The 16,994-nt window shown below is 69.7% G+C and carries 15 protein-coding genes; 10 read left to right on the forward strand and 5 right to left on the reverse strand.

Annotation, left to right across the window (positions count from 1 at the left end):
• Positions 1-4 precede the first annotated feature (4 nt).
• From Q7X29_RS10125 to Q7X29_RS10135, 3 genes are read right to left on the reverse strand one after another with little or no spacing between them, the layout of a single operon-like run.
• Complete coding sequence (locus Q7X29_RS10125; protein WP_316573891.1) at positions 5-1,228, reverse strand: HAMP domain-containing sensor histidine kinase; 1,224 nt, start codon at positions 1,226-1,228, stop codon at positions 5-7.
• Positions 1,229-1,266: 38 nt separating this feature from the next.
• A complete protein-coding gene (locus Q7X29_RS10130) occupies positions 1,267-1,959 on the reverse strand; it encodes a response regulator transcription factor (RefSeq protein WP_218721354.1) in 693 nt (230 codons plus the stop codon).
• 35 nt (positions 1,960-1,994) lie between these two features.
• Positions 1,995-2,360 carry a hypothetical protein gene (locus Q7X29_RS10135; protein WP_218721353.1) on the reverse strand — a complete coding sequence of 122 codons (366 nt, stop codon included), beginning with the start codon at positions 2,358-2,360 and terminating at the stop codon, positions 1,995-1,997.
• A gap of 279 nt (positions 2,361-2,639) precedes the next feature.
• Between Q7X29_RS10135 and Q7X29_RS10140 the strand changes: the two genes are divergently transcribed.
• Positions 2,640-4,583: a hypothetical protein gene (locus Q7X29_RS10140; protein WP_316573892.1), complete on the forward strand. Its 1,944-nt coding sequence runs from the start codon at positions 2,640-2,642 to the stop codon at positions 4,581-4,583.
• Positions 4,584-4,643: 60 nt separating this feature from the next.
• Complete coding sequence (locus Q7X29_RS10145) at positions 4,644-6,446, forward strand: P-loop NTPase family protein (protein ID WP_218717392.1); 1,803 nt, start codon at positions 4,644-4,646, stop codon at positions 6,444-6,446.
• A gap of 4 nt (positions 6,447-6,450) precedes the next feature.
• Here Q7X29_RS10145 and Q7X29_RS10150 read toward each other — a convergent pair whose 3' ends face one another.
• A complete protein-coding gene (locus Q7X29_RS10150; protein WP_218717391.1) occupies positions 6,451-8,418 on the reverse strand; it encodes a glycoside hydrolase family 15 protein in 1,968 nt (655 codons plus the stop codon).
• Between the two features lie 107 nt (positions 8,419-8,525).
• On the opposite strand from Q7X29_RS10150, the gene Q7X29_RS10155 reads away from it, so the two are divergent.
• Positions 8,526-8,789 (forward strand): hypothetical protein, encoded by a 264-nt coding sequence (locus tag Q7X29_RS10155; protein WP_218717390.1) that lies wholly within the window; start codon positions 8,526-8,528, stop codon positions 8,787-8,789.
• A gap of 81 nt (positions 8,790-8,870) precedes the next feature.
• On the opposite strand, the gene Q7X29_RS10160 is transcribed toward Q7X29_RS10155, so the two are convergent.
• Positions 8,871-9,920 (reverse strand): M48 family metallopeptidase, encoded by a 1,050-nt coding sequence (locus Q7X29_RS10160; protein ID WP_316573893.1) that lies wholly within the window; start codon positions 9,918-9,920, stop codon positions 8,871-8,873.
• A 74-nt stretch (positions 9,921-9,994) separates the two neighbouring features.
• On the opposite strand from Q7X29_RS10160, the gene Q7X29_RS10165 reads away from it, so the two are divergent.
• From Q7X29_RS10165 to Q7X29_RS10195, 7 genes are all read left to right on the forward strand, one after another.
• Positions 9,995-10,084 carry an Ms4533A family Cys-rich leader peptide gene (locus Q7X29_RS10165; protein WP_019045829.1) on the forward strand — a complete coding sequence of 30 codons (90 nt, stop codon included), beginning with the start codon at positions 9,995-9,997 and terminating at the stop codon, positions 10,082-10,084.
• 213 nt (positions 10,085-10,297) lie between these two features.
• Entirely contained in the window at positions 10,298-11,347 is a 1,050-nt protein-coding gene (locus Q7X29_RS10170) for a sulfate ABC transporter substrate-binding protein (protein WP_316573894.1), read from the forward strand.
• Between the two features lie 92 nt (positions 11,348-11,439).
• On the forward strand, positions 11,440-12,291 hold the full coding sequence (gene cysT / locus Q7X29_RS10175; RefSeq protein WP_218717398.1) for a sulfate ABC transporter permease subunit CysT: 852 nt from the start codon (positions 11,440-11,442) through the stop codon (positions 12,289-12,291).
• Positions 12,288-13,094 (forward strand): sulfate ABC transporter permease subunit CysW, encoded by an 807-nt coding sequence (gene cysW / locus Q7X29_RS10180; protein WP_218717387.1) that lies wholly within the window; start codon positions 12,288-12,290, stop codon positions 13,092-13,094. The genes cysT and cysW overlap by 4 nt, the downstream gene beginning before the upstream one ends.
• Positions 13,091-14,086 carry a sulfate/molybdate ABC transporter ATP-binding protein gene (locus Q7X29_RS10185; protein ID WP_218717386.1) on the forward strand — a complete coding sequence of 332 codons (996 nt, stop codon included), beginning with the start codon at positions 13,091-13,093 and terminating at the stop codon, positions 14,084-14,086. Before cysW ends, Q7X29_RS10185 begins: the two co-directional genes overlap by 4 nt.
• A gap of 172 nt (positions 14,087-14,258) precedes the next feature.
• Complete coding sequence (locus Q7X29_RS10190; protein WP_316573895.1) at positions 14,259-15,656, forward strand: FAD-binding oxidoreductase; 1,398 nt, start codon at positions 14,259-14,261, stop codon at positions 15,654-15,656.
• 317 nt (positions 15,657-15,973) lie between these two features.
• A complete protein-coding gene (locus tag Q7X29_RS10195; protein WP_374104839.1) occupies positions 15,974-16,987 on the forward strand; it encodes an AurF N-oxygenase family protein in 1,014 nt (337 codons plus the stop codon).
• Positions 16,988-16,994 lie beyond the last annotated feature (7 nt).

The following is a 16,994-nucleotide window of genomic DNA, read 5'->3' on the forward strand; positions in this document are numbered from 1 at the left end:
CCGTTCACCCCGGCTCGGCGGTGATGCGCACCAGCAGGCGCGTCCCGCCGAGTGGGCTTTCGGTGAGTTCGGCCGTGCCGCCGTGCAATTCGGCCTGCTGCCGGACCAGCGCCAGGCCCAGACCCGAGCCGGGGGAGCCGGGCCGTTTGGCGAAGCGGTCGAAAGCGGTGGGGGACAGGTGTTCCGGTACCCCGGTGCCGTTGTCGTCGACGGTGATCTCGATCCCGTCCGCGTCCGCGTGTGCCGCGACCGCGATCTCGGTGGCGTGTCCGTGCAGGACCGCGTTGGCGACGGCATTGGTGACGATCAGCAGGATCCCGCCGGGCAGGCCGGTGATCGGAACCGGGTCGCACGCGGTCAGCGCGATGTCGACGCCGGGTTGCGCGCGCCGGGCGTTCTGGACGGCGCGATCGAGAGTCTCGCAGAGTTCGAACGGCTCGAACGCGCCCGCGTCGGTGAGCTCGCCGACGGCCAGGCGCTCCAGATCGGTGAGGGTGCGTTCGATCTGGCGTTCGGCGGCCAGCACATCGGACAGGACGGCGTCGCGCTGCTCGGCCGGGAGATCGGCACCGGCCAGGACCTGCAAGTCGGTGCGCATCGCGGTGAGCGGGGTGCGCAGTTCGTGCGCGCAGACCGCGGCGAAATCGCGCGCGCCCGCCAGCGCCTGCCTGGTCTCACCGTGCGCGGTCTCGAGGCGCGCCAGCATCCGGGTGATGGCGTCGGAGAGTTCCTCGGCCTCCCTGGCACCACGGCCCGACAGCGGTGGCAACTCGTCGAGGGTGTCGATCTCGTGGGTGGCGGTGGCCAGCCTGCGCAGCGGGCGCGCCGCGAAACCGGCCAGCACCCAACCCAATCCGGCCGCGATCAGCACCCCGCCGACGCCGATGCCCAAGCCGATGAGCTGGCTGCGGGTGATCGCGGCGTCGACCAGCTCACGATCGGGATCGAGCCGGACCAGCAGGCCCGGCGCGCCCTGGACCTTGGCCAGCGCGGTGTCGGACGGACTGCCCGGCGCTGCCACCACCGGTGGTTCGGGGGTGCCGGGGACGGTCCGCTCGTCCGCCGGGAGCGGGATCGGCGGCGCGGGGACGCCGTCGACGCGCTGCACCACCCGGACATTCATCGTCGATACCGTCTGATCGAGTTGCCGGGTGCCCGCGACCTTCAGCAGCGCCGCATAGGTGAGTCCCAGGGTGATCGCCACCAGCGCGGCGACCAACGCCGACACCACGGCCACCCGCGTTCGCAACGACCACGACCCGGTCCTCACGGGCGCTCGCGCAGGACGAATCCGACGCCGCGCACCGTGTGCACGACCCGACCGACGCCGTCGGCCTCGAGCTTGCGCCGTAGATACGAGACGAACACGTCGACCACATTGGTGTCGGTGGCGAAGTCGTAACCCCAGACGGCGGACAGGATCTGCTCGCGCCCGAGGACGATGCCGACGTTGTCGGCGAGCATCGCCAGCAGCTCGAACTCGCGTTTGGTGAGTTCGACCAGTCGTCCGGCCGCGTGCACCCGGTGCCCGGCCGGATCGATCTCGACCCGGCCCACCCGCACCGTCTTGCCCTGCGGCGCAGCGGTTGCCGCGCTGCGGCGCAGCAGCGCGCGCAGCCGGGCGATCAGCTCGCCGAGGTCGAACGGTTTGGTGAGGTAGTCGTCGGCGCCGCGTTCGAGTGCCGCGATCCGGTCGCTCACCGCGCTGCGGGCGCTGAGCACGCAGATGGGGATGTCGTTGCCCATCGCCCGCAGGGCCGTCACCACGCCGACGCCGTCGAGTTCGGGCATGTTCACGTCGAGCACCATGGCGTCCGGGGTGGTGGAACGCACCAGGGCGAGCGCCGCGGCGCCGTCACCGGCCGTGACGACGTCGAAGCCCGAGAGTTCCAGGCCGCGCCGCAGCGAGGCCAGTACCCTGACCTCGTCGTCGACGACCAAGATCTGCTGTCCGGTCATCCGCTCACCCTAGTTCGATCCCTCGTTTCTCCTGGTCAGCGCACGTGCGGCGGGCGGATCACGAGAACGCCACCCGGTGCCTCGCCCGGGTCGACGTCGCGGCAGTCGCCCGGCGCCTCGACGGCCGGGTCGCCCGGGTGTCCGGGCAGGGCGGGCAGCGGTGCCGCGGGGGCGCCCTCGTAGCGCTCGATGTGGATGCGCGCGCCCTCCGGCGGCAGGGGCCGGGCGGGAGTACCGGGCGCCGAGCAGATGATCAGCGTCCGTTCCGGCCCGATTTCCCTGGTCACGGCGGGATCGGCGGTCGCGGCGCCGGCCACTGCGGCGATCGTCGCGGTCAGCAGTGCGGTGCCGCCGACCAGGGCGGCGGCACGGGAACGGCGGCGGGCGGTGAATACGGTCATGGGCGGGACTCCTCCGAGGGGGTTTCGCCGATCGGTGCGACCGGCGAAACCGACGCTAAGCAGCCGATCTTCAGGGACCGTTGAGCAATCGTTAGAGTTCTCTTGGGATCGTGAACCCCCCGATTCCACCGGGTCGCCGAAAACTGTTGCTCGCCATAAGGTGGTACCAACCGTTCTGGACGAAACAACGGTTCGGCCTCCGGGTAATAGTGTTGGATGATCTTCACTTCGCCTCGTTCGTGGTGGGGGGTCGACAGTGATGCGAGTGTTGGAGCATTGATGACGCGTGATCTGCCTTTCGATGACGATGCTGCGCGCGCGGAGGGGACCGACACGGCCTACCGGGTCGCCAACGGTGTCGCGCGGGTAGCCCGCGCGGGCGCCTACGTCACCGGTGGAGCCCTGGTCGCCGCGAACGGCACCGGTCCCGACACGACCCCGGGCACCAGCAACGCCGACAGCCGGGTCGCCGGTTGGTCCTCGCAGTACCCCTCCGACCCCAGCCCGGACGCGCCGAGCCCGGTCGTGACGTTCCCCGACCTCGCCGACGTGCCCGCGCCACATCCGGTGCCGCATACGCCGTTCGCTCCGCACGCGCCCGCCCCGGCCGACGTCACCATGGTCGCGCGAGCCACCGAATCCGACTGGCGCCCACAGGTTCCCGGCTCCGACGATGAGCGGGAGCTGCGGATTCCCGGCTCCGACAGCCATCACTCCAGCGGCTTCGGCATCCCCGGCTATGCGCAGGCACCGACCACGCCAGGCCGCGGTCTCGGCGACACCGACACCGACAACCCGTTCGGCCTGCCGGAGACGCCCGCCTTCGGGTTGCCCGGTCACGGGATCGGCATTCCCGGTTTCGACGGGCTGCCCGGCCACGGCATCGGCATCCCCGGCTATGACGGCATCGGCCTGCCCGGTTCGCCCGGTGGCCTGCCCGGCGCGAGCGTGCCCGGCGCGGGTCAGCCCGGCGACGGACTGTTCGACGGCATCGGTGACATGTTCGACGGCTTCGGCGCGATGGTGAACACCGAATGGCAGATCGACGCGCACGCCGGCCTGGACGGCGTGTGGTTCACCTCGCAGATGAAGGTCACCGCGCAGGTCGGCCAGGTCGGCGATCAGCTCGACGACTACGGCAAGTGGCTCGGCGACGGCATCAAGGTGCCCGGCGACACGACCGCGGGCGGTACCGGCGGGGGGTTGTCCTCGCCGACCGGGCCGAGCCTGCCCGGCTCGTCGTCCTCGGGCGTCGGCCTTCCCGGCGGCGCCACCGGACCGTCGTCCGCCGCGCCCGCCCCGGCCGCCCCGCTGGCACAGGCCCCGGCGCCCGCCCCGGCCGCCCCGCTGGCGCAGACCCCGGCTCCCGCCGCGCCGGCGCCCATCGCGCCCGCTCCGGCGCCGGTCGCGCCCGCCGCGCCCGCGCCGGTGGCCGTCAACCCGGTGGTCAGCACGCCGCTGCAGACGACCATCCAGCCCGACGCCGCGTCGACCCCGATCGCCAACGTCTTCGGTGGGGCGGGCGCCGCCACCTCGCCGCTGACCGCGCCCGCGGCCGCCGTGCCCGCGCTGTTCGCGCCGACCACGCCGACCAAGCCGGTGGTCGTGCCGGACATCACCGGTGGCCATACCCCGACCACCGTCCCGGTGACCGTGCCGTCCCAGCAGCCGACCGTCGACATCGACACCCCGACCACGGTGAAGCTGCCCGAGCTGCCCAAGCCGACGGCCCAGCTGCCGGACCCGACCAAGGCGGTGGTCACCGTGCCGCCGACCGCCGCGACCGGCCCGGCCAAGCCGACGGTCCCGGACGACGTCGTCACCAAGCCGGGGACCACCGGCGGCGTCACGGCGCCCTCGACCGGGGCGAGCACCCCGACCGTCGACGTGCCCGACCCGACCGGATCGCACCCGACCGCGACGGTGCCCACCCAGCAGCCGACCGCGCCCACCCACCAGCCGACGATGCCGACCAAGCAGCCGACCGTCGACATCGATCCGCCGACCGTGGTCACCCCGCCGCCGGTGGTCACCGTGCAGCCGACCCAGGTCCCGGTGAAACCGCCGGTCATCGACACCAAGCCGATCGCCGCCGACATCAGCTACACCGACGACGGCTACCATGGCGTCTCGGCTGGACTGTTCGACACCGGGGTGGGTGGCGCCGATCATCTGGCTGCCGGGTTTCCCGTCGAGCACCATGGGTATGACTTCGTCGTCTGACACGACGACGTCTGGTCCCAGCGTCTCGGCCGGACTCATGCAACGAGAGTGAGGAACAGGTTGTCAGCCGCTGCCGGACTGCAGGCCGCGACGGTGAAGCATCCGGATGTGATGGCTCCGGTCGTTTCCCTGGTCGACGAACTGCGGGAACTGGTCCGCACGGGCGGTCGTGACGACCTCGACGCCAGGCTCGGCATGGTGCGAGCCAGGCTGAGCGATCCGCGGGTGCGTCTGGTCGTGGTCGGTGAACCACAAGCCGGGATGAGCACGCTGGTCAACAGCATGGTCGGCACCCCGGTCAGCGCCACCGACGGCAAGCCGAGCGTGCCCGTGATCGTCGAGTACGGGCCCAAACCGGCCGCGACGCTGGTGAAGTCGGCGCAGCGCGGCCGCGTCGAGCGGGTGCCGGTCGACCCGCTGAATCCCGGACCCGCGCTGACCGCCCTCGGGGTGCTGCGCGCCGAATTCGCCGAGCCGAGCCCGCTGCTCGCCGACGGACTGGTGGTGATGGACGCCCCCGGCGCGTCCGCCCACGAAAGCGCGGCCTGGTCGATGATCGCCGCCGCCGACGTGGTCCTCTACGCCGCCGACGCCGCCGCCGAGCTGACCGAGGCGCAGCTGGACTATCTGCGCCGGGTCGAGCAGGTGTGCCCGTCGGTGGTGTGCGTGCTCACCAAGATCGACCGCAACCCGCACTGGTCGCTGACCCAGCGCCGCAACCGCGCGCTGCTCGATGGCGCGGGCCTCAATTTCGCCGTCGCGCCCGTCTCGGCGGTGATGCACCGACAGGCGCAGGACAGCGGCGATCAGCAGCGCGACATCGAGTCCGGCGTACCGCAACTCATCGATCATCTGCACGACTATGTTGTCGCCCGGGCCGATTCGGTGGCCGTGGCGGCGGCGGTGCGCGACATCGCCCTGGTCACCGATCAGCTCACGCTCACCCTGCGCGCGGAGGCCGACGCCCTGCGCGACCCGCGCAGCCGGGCCGAGATCACCCAGCGGCTGGCGGCGGCCAGGACCGCGGCCGATCAGCTGCGCCAGCGCACCGCGACCTGGCAGGTCACCCTCGTCGACGGCAGCTCCGAGCTGAGCGCCGACATCGAACACGATCTGCGGCATCGGCTGCGCACGCTCGTGCGCGAGGCCGAGGCGGAGATCTCGCGCACCGACCCGGCCCGCAAGTGGAACGAATTCGCGACCGAACTCGACGCGCGGATCTGCGAGGCCGTCGAGGAGAACTTCGTGATGGCGCACTACCGCGCCGTCGAGCTCGCCGAACAGGTCGCCGCGAAGTTCCCGCCGGACAACCGCACCCCGCCGCTGCCCGAACTGCGCCTGACCAACCCCGGCGACGTGCTCGAGCCGGTGCAGTCGCTGGAGACGCTGGAGAGCGCGAAATCCAGTGTCGGACAGCAGGCGCTGTCGGCCCTGCGCGGTTCCTACGGCGGCATCCTGATGGTCGGTCTGGCCACCAGCCTGCTCGGGATGTCGCTGGTCAACTGGTACTCGGCGGGCGCGGGCGTGCTGCTGGGCGTGAACGCGCTGTGGGACGACCGCCGTAATCGCAAGCAGCGTAGGCAGGCCGAGGCCAAAGTCGCCGTCGCCCGGCTCGCCGACGACGTGATCTTCCAGGTGGGCAAGGAATCCCGGAACCGGCTGCGCACGTTGCAGCGGGTCCTGCGCGACCACTACACCGAGATCGCCGCCGAGGTAGGCCGTACCGCCGACGAGGCGCTGCGCGCCGCCGAGGAGACCGGCCTGCGCTACGGCGACCACCGCGAACTGCGGATCACCGAGATCGACGCGGGCCTGCGGACCATCGCCGGTCTGCGGGAACGCGCCGAACGGCTCGCGTACTGACCGGCTAGGGCCGGTGCGTCGGCGTGTGCGCCGGCTGGAACTGGCCGGCGTTGCGTGAGTCCTCGGCCCGGATGACGTGGGTGACCGCGTTGATCAACGCCAGATGGGTGAACGCCTGCGGGAAGTTGCCCAGGTGCCGTCCGGTGCGGGAGTCGATCTCCTCGGCGTAGAGGCGCAGCGGACTGGCCAGTCCGAGCAGGCGCTCGCACAGGTGGGTGGCCCGCTCCAGCTCACCGATCTCCACCAGCGCCGAGACCAGCCAGAACGAGCAGATGGTGAAGGTGCCCTCCTCGCCGTCGAGGCCGTCGTCGGTGGTGTCGGTGCGATAGCGCAGCACCAGGCCGTTGACGGTGAGCCGGGTCGCGATCGACAGCACCGTCGCGCGCACGCGATGGTCGTCGGGCGGCAGGAAGCGGGTCAGCACCACCAACAGCAGCGAGGCGTCGAGGGTGTCGCCGCCGTAGGTCTGGGTGAACACGCCCTCGTCGTTCACCCCGTGTTCGAGCACGTCGGCCTTGATCTGCTCGGCGATATCGAACCACTCCGCCGCGCGCGTGTGCTGCCCGTGCAGCTGGGCCAGCCGGGCGCCGCGGTCCAGGGCGACCCAGCACATCACCTTCGAGGAGGTGAAGTGCTGTGGTTCGCCGCGCACCTCCCAGATCCCGCGATCGGGCTTACGCCAGTTCGCGATCGCCGCGTGCACGGTGCGTTCCAGCAGCGGCCACAGCGATTCCGGCACCTGCCCCCGCGATTTCACGTGCAGGTAGACGGCGTCGAGCATGGTGCCCCAGATGTCGTGCTGGTCCTGGTCGTAGGCGGCGTTGCCGACGCGGACCGGGGTGGCGCCGTCGTAGCCGGACAGGTTGGGCAGCTCGTACTCGGTGATGCGGCGCTCGCCGCCGATGCCGTAGAGCACCTGGAGCGGGAGGGCGTCGCCGTTGTCGCCGGTGGTGACATCGTTGAGGAAGGCGAAGAAGTCGTTGGCCTCCCGGTCCAGGCCGAGGGTGTACAGGCCCCACAGGGCGAAGCTCGCATCGCGAACCCAGGTGTAGCGGTAGTCCCAGTTGCGATGTCCACCTGGGGTTTCCGGCAGGGACGTGGTGGCCGCGGCGAGCAGGGCGCCGGTCGGCGCGTAGGTGAGGCCCTTGAGGGTGAGGGCGCTGCGCTGCAGGTAGCCCCGCCAGGGATGGTCGGGGAAATCGCCGAGAGTGATCCAGCGCCGCCAGCATTCGGCGGTCGCCCACATCTTCTGCGCGGCCTCGGCGAAGGTGGCGGGCGCGGGCAGCTCCGACCAGGTGAGCGCGACGAACACCTCGTCGCCTTCGGACATTCGGGTGCGGGCCCGAGCCTCCCGGCCCTCGAGGCCGAGGCGCAGATCGGTGGTGAGGACGAGCGCGGGCCCGGCGTCGGGGTCGAGCGAGGCCCTGGCCGTGGCCTGTTCGTAGACCTTGCCGGTGTATTCCCACGTCGCGCCGCCCTGGTGATAGTCGAACGAGGGCTGGCAGCTCATCTCCAGCTCGACCGTCCCGCTCACGCATTTGACCGTGCGCAGCAGGGTGTGTTCGGCATCCCAGTCCATCGGGGTGCGGCGATGGGTCTTGGACCGCTGGTTGTTGTTGTGCCAGGGCCCGAGCACGAGCGCGTCGCGCACGATCAGCCAGCCGGTCTCGGTCTGCCAGGTGGTCTCCAGGATCATTCCGCCCGGCAGGTAGCGCCGCTCGGCGGGCACGTTCTTGCCGTACGGGCCGATCCGGAAGTGCCCGGCGCTGCGGTCGAGCATGGCGCCGAAGACGCTGGGGGAGTCGGGGCGTGGCACGCACAACCACTCGACCGAACCGCTGTTGGCGATCAGGCAGCTGGTCTCGCAATCGGACAGGAATGCGTAGTCGTCGATCGGCGGGAACGCGCCACGACTGCCACTGGACGAGACCGGACTCAGAATCGGCAGGCTGTCGGCACTGGGAGACTCCATACCCCATCATCGGGGCGCGGCACCGTAGTCGTCCACCGTGCGGCGCTGACGCGCCGCTCACAGCGACGGAATTCGCCCGTTCACGCCGACCGACTAGTCTGGTCGGCGTGCAACGCATCGCAGGTTGGTGGGACGGCTTCGAACTCTGGGTAGCCGGGCTGCCCTTCATCCCCCAGTTCCTGGTCGTGCTGGTCGGCATGGTCCCGATCAGCTTCGCCATCGCCTTCGTGCTCGACCGCGCCCTGCGCGCGGTCTTCCGCCTGCTCGGCCGCGGCGATCGCCACGAGCCGTCGGCGCCGGTCGCCGCGACGACGGTGCCGGTCACCGCCGCCGCGCCGGTGCGCCCGACGGTCGGCAGCGGTGCCCGCTGATGCCTCGTTCTCGCGTTCAGCTCGCGCTGGTTGCCCTGCTCGTCCTCGTCGTCATCGCGTGGTTCTTCACCCGCTGACGCGCTAGTTCCGGCGCCAGTCGTCGAAGCGCTTGCCCAGGTCCGAGACGGTCCGGCCGACTTCCTGGCCGACGGTGCTCACTGCCGCGCCGACATCGCGGCCCAGGTCACGCACGGTGCGCACGAGCAGGTCGTCGGACTGATCGAAGGACTCCCGGTAGCTGCGGGCGGCCTGTTTCACCTCGTCGGTGATCGTGGCGTTGCGGTCGTGCTCGCGCCGCGGATAGGTGCCCCCGAGCACGCGGTCGTAGTCGCCGGACTGGATCCAGCGGCGCAGCTCGGCCGCGCGCAGCACCGAGAACGGGTGCGATTGCAGCTCCAGGTTCAGCAGCTTGAGCACGCCGTCGCGCAGGTCACCCGAGCGCAGGTAGTCGTCGGCCTGGTCGAGGAACGCGCCGTGGTTCATCTCCGACAGCCAGGTGCCGCCCGCGGTCTTCATGTGCACCCGCACCGAGGCCTCCACGTCCTGGCAGCACAGCAGTCCGGCCCGGTCGCCGGACAGTTCCGACTTGCGGCTCCACTCCATCAGCGCGGCCACGATCGCGCGCAGCGCCCACCCGCCGCCGGGCATCCAGCCGATCGAGGCCGACAGCCGCAGCAGATGCAAGAGCATCGTGCGGTACACGGCGTGCCCGGACAGCGCGTGCCCGAGCTCGTGGCCGATGACGAAGCGCAGTTCTTCGGTGTCCATCAGATCGAGCAGCCCCGTGGTCAGCACGATGAACGGCCGGTCCATGCCGATGGTGAAAGCGTTCACGGTCGGGTCCTGCAGGACGTACATCTCCGGCGTCGACCGCGCGTCGAGCACACCCACGCAATCCGCCCGCAACTGGTGCAGGGTGCGGAACTGACGGTCGTCGACCCGGACGGCCGTCGCCAGGTACAGCAACCGGTGCTGGCGCTCGCGCAGCAGGCTCGACAGCGCCTTCAGCACCGTGTCGAATCCGGTCAGGGCTCGCAGCGCGACCAGCGCCGTGCGATCGGCCGGATGTTCCCACGTGCGGGTGCTGATCTCGGGAAACCGCACGCGAACGCGGTCTGGTGCCATGGTCATGGTGTGAAATTCCCCCTGGGTGTGGAACTCTCGTCGAGTCGAATCATCATGTCGCAATCTGCTACAGTCTGCCTGTGTCGTCGAGTGTCGCCCCGCAGATCCGCCATGAGCTGGCGTTGATCGCTGTCGGCAACCTCGCGGTCGCGGACATCCTCTGTCGATGATCGGCCACCGGACTCGTCTGCGCGTACTTGCCCAGTAGACTGGCGCGCGCTTTTCCTTCGCAGTCGTCGTCCGAACTCCGGGGGCCAGTGGGCCCGAGTCGCGCCAACTGTCGTGTTCATTCCCTGCACGACAGGTCTACCGATCGACAAGAGCGTTCCCTGCCGCAGCGAAAGACGTTGCGCCGCAGGTCCTTTCCCGAAAGGTTCACCCCGATGTCTCGCAACACCTGGATCGGCTCGCGCCGTCGCGCTGTCGCTGTCGCCGTCACTACTGTCGCCGCGGTCGCGTTGACCGCCTGCGGTGGTGGCGCCAGCGACTCGACCGACGGCGAAGCGGGCGCTGACGGCAGCGGGGGCAGTCTCTATCTGTACGCCTACGCCGTTCCCAAGCCGGGTTTCGACAAAGTCGTGCCGGAGTTCAACAAGACCGACGCGGGCAAGGGCGTGCAGATCCAGGCCTCCTACGGCGCCTCGGGCGACCAGTCGCGCAAGGTCAAGGACGGCGCCGAGGCCGATGTCGTCAACTTCTCGGTCGAGCCCGACATCACCCGCCTCGTCGATGCGGGCCTGGTGGAGTCGAACTGGAACGTCGACGCGAGCAAGGGCATCCCCTTCGGCTCGGTCGTGACCCTGGTCGTGCGCAAGGGCAACCCCAAGGGCATCAAGGACTGGGACGACCTGCTCGCGCCCGGCGTGGAGGTCGTCACCCCGAACCCGTTCAGCTCGGGTTCGGCCAAGTGGAACCTGCTCGCCCCCTACGCGGCCAAGAGCGACGGCGGCAAGAACCAGCAGGCCGGCCTGGACTACCTGTCCCAGCTGATCTCGCCCGAGCACGTCAAGGTGCAGCCGAAGTCGGGCCGCGAGGCGACCGAGACCTTCCTGCAGGGCACCGGTGACGTGCTGCTGAGCTACGAGAACGAGGCCATCTTCTCCGAGCGCAACGGCGACCCGATTGAGCACATCAACCCGCCGACCACCTTCAAGATCGAGAACCCGGTCGCGGTGCTGAAGAACTCCCAGAACCTGCCCAAGGCCACCGCCTTCCGTGACTTCCTGTTCACCCCGGAAGGCCAGAAGGCGTGGGCGCAGGCCGGTTTCCGTCCGGTCGATCCGAAGGTCGCCGCCGAGTTCGCCGCGGACTTCCCGACCCCGGCCAAGCTGTGGACGATCGATGACCTCGGTGGCTGGAAGGCCGTCGACAAGGACCTGTTCGCGCAGGGCACCGGCAAGGTCGCGGTCATCTACGACAAGGCGACCAAGTAACTCGTGACCCAAGACACACGCGATACTGGACAACTGTGACTGACAGCAGTGGGCACGCCGGGACCGGAGCAACCTCCGATCCCGGCGTCGCCGTGAAACTGGAGAAATCCGTGCCCGCCCCGCGCGGGCCCCGCCGGTCGTGGCTGCGCGTGACCGGTTCGGTGGGCCCGGTCGGCATCGGCGTCGCCGTGCTCTGGCTCAGCGTCATCGTGCTGCTGCCGCTGGCGGCACTGACCGTCAGCTCGTTCGAGGACGGGTGGTCGGGCTTCTGGGACGCGGTCACCGCGCCCGCGGCCCTGGACTCGCTGCGCATCACCGTCGGGGTCTCGGTGGTCGTCGCCGTGCTCAACGTCGTGATGGGCACCCTCATCGCCTGGGTACTGGTGCGCGACGAATTCCCCGGCAAGGGCATCGTCAACGCGCTGATCGATCTGCCGTTCGCGCTGCCCACGATCGTCGCCTCGATCGTGCTGCTCTCGCTCTACGGCCCCAACAGCCCGATCGACATCCACCTCAACGCCACCCAGCCCGGCCTGGTGGTGGCGCTGGCGTTCGTCACGCTGCCGTTCGTCGTACGGTCGGTGCAGCCGGTGCTGATCGAGGTCGACAAGGAAGTGGAACAGGCCGCGCTCTCGCTGGGCGCGAGCAACTGGGTCACCTTCCGCCGCATCGTGCTGCCGACGCTGGCGCCCGCGATCATCTCCGGCGGCGGCCTCGCCTTCGCCAGGGCGATCGGCGAGTACGGCTCGGTCGTGCTGATCGGCGGCAACATCCCGCGCGAGACGCAGATGACCTCGCAGTACATCCAGCAGCAGATCGAGGTGGATCGTCCGGTCAACGCCGCCGCGGTCTCGGTCGCGCTGCTGGCGATCTCCTTCGCCAGCCTGCTCGTGCTGCGGTTGCTCGCCGAGCGCACCGCCCGCAAGGAAGAGGCGGCCCGATGAAGCTGTCCCTGTTCACCCGGCTCTCGCTGCGCACGGTCGCCCTCGGCTATCTGTTCGTACTGCTGGTGCTGCCGCTGGCGATCATCCTGTGGCGCACCTTCGAGCGGGGGATCGGCGCCTTCCTGGACTCGATCACCACGCCAGCGGCCATCTCGGCGTTCCAGCTGTCGATGATCATCGTGGCCATCGTCGTGCCGCTCAACGTCGTATTCGGGGTGATCACGGCGCTGGCGCTGGTGCGGAGCAAGTTCCCGGGGCGCAGCCTCGTGCAGGGCATCGTCGACCTGCCGTTCGCGGTCTCGCCGGTCGTCGTCGGTGTGTCGCTGATCCTGCTGTGGGGTGCGGGCGGCTGGTTCGGTGGCCTGGAATCCCTGGGCTTCAAGGTGATCTTCAGCCTGCCCGGCATGGTGATCGCGACCATCTTCGTGACGCTGCCGTTCGTGGTGCGCGAGGTGGAGCCGGTGCTGCACGAGATCGGCGACGATCAGGAGCAGGCCGCGGCCACTCTCGGCGCGTCGCGCTGGCAGACCTTCTGGCGGATCACCCTGCCTGCGATCCGCTGGGGCCTGACCTACGGCGTCGTGCTCACCGTGGCCCGCGCGCTGGGCGAGTTCGGCGCGGTGATCATGGTCTCGACCGCGCTGCCCGGCAAGTCGCAGACGCTGACCCTGCTGGTGCACGGTCGCTACATCAACGACCACAACACCTTCGGCGCCTACAGCGCGGCCACGCTGCTGATGGGTATGGCGCTGGTTGTTCTTCTCCTGATGACTCTCCTCGAACGCAAGCGGGGCACCGAATGATCACCGTGACCAACGCGCGCAAGAACTACGGTTCCTTCGCCGCTCTCGACGATGTCAGCATCGACATCACTTCCGGCGAGCTGACCGCGCTGCTCGGCCCGTCCGGGTCAGGCAAGTCGACGCTGCTGCGCTCGATCGCCGGTCTGGAGTCGCTGGACTCGGGCATCGTCTCGATCGCGGGCAACGACGTCACCCACGTGGCGCCGCAGAAGCGCGACATCGGCTTCGTGTTCCAGCACTACGCCGCGTTCAAGCACATGACGGTGCGCGACAACGTCGCTTTCGGCCTGACCATCCGCAAGCGGCCGAAGAAGGAGATCGACAAGCGCGTCGACGAACTGCTCGGCATCGTCGGCCTCGACGGTTTCCAGCACCGCTACCCGGCCCAGCTCTCCGGTGGTCAGCGTCAGCGCATGGCGCTGGCCCGCGCGCTGGCCGTCGATCCGCAGGTGCTGCTGCTCGACGAGCCCTTCGGCGCGCTCGACGCCAAGGTGCGCACCGATCTGCGTCAGTGGCTGCGCAGGCTCCACGACGAGGTGCACGTGACCACGGTGCTGGTCACCCACGATCAGGAAGAAGCGCTCGACGTCGCCGACCGGATCGCGGTGATGAACAAGGGGCGGATCGAGCAGATCGGCTCCCCGGAGGACGTCTACGACCGGCCCGCGAACGAATTCGTCATGTCGTTCCTCGGCGCGGTGGCCCGGCTCAACGGTCACCTCGTCCGGCCGCACGATATCCGGATCGGGCGCGATCCGAGCATGGCGATGGCCGAGCACGAAGGCACCGCGGAGTCCGCCGGCATCACCAGGGCCACGGTGGAGCGGATCGTGCGGCTCGGGTTCGAGGTCCGCCTCGAGCTACGCAATGCCGCGACTGGTGATCAGTTCGCCGCGCAAGTCACCCGCGGTGACGCGGCCGCCCTGCATCTGAGCGAGGGCGAGACCGTCTACGCCCGTGCCACCCGGATTCCGGATCTGCCGCAGAGCTGAGACCGGGGACCCCTGTTGCCCGCGCGCACCCGGTGAGACGATGGGATCCGGTGCGGCCGCACCGAACCGGGCGGGACCCGCGCCAGGGGTGTGCGCGGGTCGCGTCGACCGTCGTCGGGGACCTGGGGGTCGGCACTGCTGGGCGAGAGCGCCCGGACCGGAGGAAGACGTCATGTCGACCGGGGTGTTCAGCGTAGATCTGTTACGGCGCTCGATCAGGGCGCAGGTCATCGGGCCCGCGGACGCGGGGTACGACGAGGCGCGGGCGGTGTGGAACGGCTCCATCGATCGTCGTCCGCTCGCGGTGGTGCGACCCGCCGACACCGCCGAAGTGGCCGAGGCGGTCGCCGCGATCCGGGCCGGCGGCGCCGATCTCACGGTGCGCGGCGGCGGCCACAACTACGCCGGGCACGCGGTCGCCGACGGCGCGGTGATGCTCGATCTGAGCAAGCTCGACAGCGTGCTCGTCGACCCGGTGCGCCTGCGTGCCCGGTGCGGTGGCGGCGCGACCTGGGCCGAGCTCGACGGCATGGCCAACCGGCAGGGCCTCGCGGTGACCGGGGGTTTCATCAGCGACACCGGCATCGGCGGGCTCACCCTGGGTGGCGGTCTCGGCTGGCTGACCCCGCTGTTCGGGATGTCGTGCGACAACCTCGTGGCCGCGGAGGTGGTGAGCGCCGACGGACACGTCGTCGCGGCGTCGATGCAGGAGAACCAGGACCTGTACTGGGCGCTGCGCGGGGGCGGCGGCAATTTCGGGATCGTCACCGGTTTCGAGTTCACACTGCACGAGTTCGGCCCGATGGTGCAGGTCGCGCTGCTGTGGTGGCCGCCGTCGGAGGCGGTCGGTCCGCTGGTCGAGGGGCAGGCCGTGCTGATGGATCTGCCCGCCCGGCACTGCGGCACGATCAACGCGATCAGCTGCCCGCCCGCCCCGTTCGTGCCCGAACACTGGCAGGGCGTGCCCGGCTTCGTGGTCGGTATCGCCGGCGACAGGTCGGCCAACGACCTGGCCGACGCGGTCGCCCCGCTGCGCGCGCTGACCCCGACTCCGGCCTGGGAGTTGGTCGCGGAGATGCCCTACGCCGCGTTGCAGCAGCTCTTCGACGGCATCGCGCCGTGGGGCACCTTCGCCTACGAGAAGTCGCTCTACCTGGACCGCATCGATGCCGCGGTGGCCGAGGTGATGGTCGAGCAGTATCCGCGCAAGCACTCGCCGCTGTCGGTGATGCCGTCGATGCCCCTGTGCGGCCGGTTCTGTGACGTGCCCGAGGGCAACACCGCGTTCGGCGGTTCCCGCGACCCCGGCGTGCTGGTGAACATCTCCGCGTCCTGCCCCGACCCCGCCGTCTTCGCCGCGGAGCGGGAGTGGGTGCGCGAGTTCTGGGACGAGCTGCGGCCGTTCGCCCGCGGCGACGGCAGCTATGTGAACTTCCTGGCCGACCCGGGTCGGGAGCAGGTCGCCGTCAGCTACGGCGCCAAGTACCGCAGGCTGCGCACGGTCAAGGCCACCTGGGATCCGGACAACGTGTTCCGGCACAACGCGAACATCACCCCCGCCGCGCCCTGAGCGGGGCGCTGGGACGGGCCGTTCGCTGGCCGTGCGCGGCGCGGTCATCCGGGCAGCGGCCGCGCACGATATCCGGTACCGCCGGTCCGTCCGGCGAATCGCCGGATCCGGCCGCACGAATTTTCTCGACGCCGCCGCGGCCATCGGCGAACTGTGCATGACGCAGTGTCACAGGTAGAACCATTTTTACTGGTGAGTAGCTTTTCCTGGTGGTGGTTCGGCGCGCCGAACACGGGAAATCGGGCGAGGTGGGGAGTTGACGTGACTCCTCGTAGGTGTAACTATTGGAAACAGTAAACGTCCCTTGAGGAGAGGCAGTGACGACGATGTCTGCGCCCACCACCCCTGACGTCGATCCCGTAGTCGCGGAGGCTCAGGCGTACGCCGAAAAGTTGCTGATGCTGTCCGAGGCGTCGGTCGACCGGCACTTCGACCCGTTCGAGGACATCGACTGGGACAACCCCGAGTTCGACCCGAACTACAAGCCCGAGCGCTGGGTTCTGGTCACCTCGGCCGACCCGATCGGCCGCCACCCCTGGTACCAGGCGTTGCCGCTGGACAAGAAGATCGAGATCGGCAAGGTCCGCCAGGCCAATGTCGCCAAGGTCGGCCTGCAGTTCGAGGCCATCCTGATCATCGGCATGATGCAGCACATCTTCAACCTGAAGAACAACGATCCGGAGTTCCGGTACTGCTCGCACGAGATGATCGAAGAGCACAACCACACTCTGATGTTCCAGGAGATGGTGAACCGCGTCGCCGACGTGCCGGGCATGAACCCGCTCGTGCGTCAGCTGCGCCACCTGGCCGCCCCGGCCGGTGCGCTGTTCCCGAACTTCTTCTTCATGGCCGTGCTCGCCGGCGAAGAGCCGATCGACCACATCCAGAAGGACATCCTGCGCTCGGGTGACGACATCCACCCGATCATGCGCGGCGTGATGGCGATCCACGTGGCCGAGGAAGCTCGCCACATCTCCTTCGCCCACGAGTTCCTGAAGAAGAACGTCCCGGCGCAGCCCGCGGTCAACAAGTTCGTGCTCTCGGTCGCCATGCCGATCGTCATGTTCGTGCTCGGCCGGGCCATCGCGACCCCGCCGAAGACCTTCTTCAAGCAGTTCGAGATGCCCGCCGATGTCCGCAAGGAGCTGTTCTACGGTTCCAAGGAGGCCAAGCAGGTCTTCGCGGACTACTTCATCGACGTGCGTGCGCTCGCCGAGGAGATCGGTCTGATGAACCCGATCGCCAAGCGAGTGTGGAAGCTGCTCGGTATCGACGGCCCGTCCAGCCGTTACCGCTCGGAGCCCAAGCGCTCCGCCAAGCACGCGGCCTGAGACGATA

The sequence above is a fragment of the Nocardia canadensis genome (assembly GCF_032656385.1).
Classification (GTDB): Bacteria; Actinomycetota; Actinomycetes; order Mycobacteriales; family Mycobacteriaceae; genus Nocardia; species Nocardia canadensis.